The organism is Mammaliicoccus stepanovicii, from assembly GCF_002902525.1.
Lineage (GTDB): Bacteria > Bacillota > Bacilli > Staphylococcales > Staphylococcaceae > Mammaliicoccus > Mammaliicoccus stepanovicii.
The window spans coordinates 1-1,709 of record NZ_PPQZ01000103.1 but is presented as its reverse complement, the minus strand read 5'-3'; the positions used below and the strand labels follow the sequence as shown (position 1 = coordinate 1,709).

Annotated in this window: 3 protein-coding genes; all 3 read left to right on the top strand. The window is 32.7% G+C overall.

Going from position 1 to position 1,709, the window contains the following annotated elements; translation table 11 throughout:
• Positions 1 to 66 (top strand): hypothetical protein (locus tag CD111_RS12935; RefSeq protein WP_420866068.1); only part of this gene is annotated, 66 nt, incomplete at its 5' end.
• Positions 67 to 224: 158 nt separating this feature from the next.
• Positions 225 to 1,241, top strand: a complete 1,017-nt coding sequence (locus CD111_RS10920; RefSeq protein ID WP_095087369.1) for a PTS sugar transporter subunit IIC — start codon at positions 225 to 227, stop codon at positions 1,239 to 1,241.
• Entirely contained in the window at positions 1,238 to 1,552 is a 315-nt protein-coding gene (locus tag CD111_RS10915) for a thioredoxin family protein (RefSeq protein WP_095087370.1), read from the top strand. The genes CD111_RS10920 and CD111_RS10915 overlap by 4 nt, the downstream gene beginning before the upstream one ends.
• Positions 1,553 to 1,709 lie beyond the last annotated feature (157 nt).

The window sequence follows — 1,709 nt, the reverse complement described above, 5'->3', positions numbered from 1 at the left end:
ATGTGTATAAGAGACAGTCCTAAAACAGATGCACTTAAAAAGTTTTTAAATGTAATAGAAGTTTAATAAAATTACTTTAGAATATAGTTTGAAATAAGAAATTATATTCAAAAATCAAGAGGCCCATATTAAAGTCGAAAGATTTTAATATGGGTCTCTTTTCTTATGCGTATGTACCACTCTTGATATTTTATAGTATAATCATTTTTAAGGAGTGTGAATTAATGAATAAGGTAAAATCATTTTTTAGTAGAACAATTATTGATGGCTTGAGTTATATGGCGTTAGGGTTGTTTAGTACTTTAATTGTAGGTTTAATAATTGAAACATTAGGTCACACATTAAATACATATTTTGATACGTCAGTAATGATTGAAATAGGGAAATTAGCTCAAAAGATGACGGGTGCTGGAGTTGGTGTCGCAGTGAGTTATGGACTTGGCGCATCACCATTAGTGATTTTTACAACAGCAGTTACAGGTATGTATGGTTATGAACAAGGTGGAGCAGTGGGAAGTTACTTAGCTTCGGTATTTGCCAGTGAAATAGGGCGAATATATTCAGGAAAAACAAAAATTGATATTATATTATCGCCTATATTAACGTTGCTAGTTGGTACATGTATTGCTATTTTTGTAGCGCCGTTTATTGATGCTCTAATGAAAGCACTTGGAAGTTGGATACAAATAAGTACAGAACAACAACCTATCATTATGGGTATGTTTGTTAGTGGTTTAGTTGGGTTGACATTGAGTAGTCCTGTTTCAAGTGCGGCGTTAGCATTAATGTTAGGGTTGAGTGGAACAGCAGCTGCAGCAGCAACGATTGGGGGATGTTGCCATATGGTTGGATTTGCTGTTACAAGTTATAAAGATAATGGTATTTCTGGCGTAATCGCTCATGGTATTGGGACAAGTAAATTACAAATACCTAATTATTTAAAACAACCATTTATATTAATACCTCCTGTAGTAGCTAGTATAGTTGTAGCACCTATTATGACGGTGTTTTGGCCGATGGAAAATAATGCAGCCGGTGCTGGAATGGGACCTAGTGGCTTTGTCGGACAAATTATGACTATAAAAACTATGGGCTCAAGTACAGAGGTTTGGCTGCAAATATTATTTTTCCACTTTTTGTTGCCAGCTGTAGTTTGTTTATTTGTGTATTCAATATTGAAGAAGTATCATGTTATTAAAGATGGACAACAAACATTAATGATAGGAAGTGTAAAAAAATGAAACAACTAACATCGATAGAAGAGTTTAAAGCATTGATTAAAGATCCAACGATTGTAATGTTCACTGCGTCGTGGTGTCCGGATTGTCACTTTATAGATCCAGATTTACCTGCATTAGAAGAAAAATATAATCATTATCAATTTATTTCGGTAGATCGAGATGAATTTATAGATTTATGTCAGGAAGTCGGGGTCATGGGTATTCCAAGTTTTATTGCTTATGATAATGAAGTAGAGTTAGGTCGTTATGTAGGGAAAGAAAGAAAAACAATTCCAGAAATTAGTGCGTTTATAGATGGACTAAATAAGTAAATTATTGCAATCAGGATTATGAAATTTTTATTCATTTCATAATCCTGATTTTTTGTTTAATAAATTTGATTTAAATAAGTTAATCACTGTTACATGATGTTATTTTGTTGTAAACTATATAGAGGTATAAAAAATAGGAGTGTTATGTATGAATGTC

What these genes read in the sequence shown, in the direction of transcription:
- CD111_RS10915 (WP_095087370.1), top strand. Translation starts at nt 1,238, where the DNA reads ATGAAACAACTAACATCGATAGAAGAGTTTAAAGCATTGATTAAAGAT.
- CD111_RS10920 (WP_095087369.1), top strand. Translation starts at nt 225, where the DNA reads ATGAATAAGGTAAAATCATTTTTTAGTAGAACAATTATTGATGGCTTG.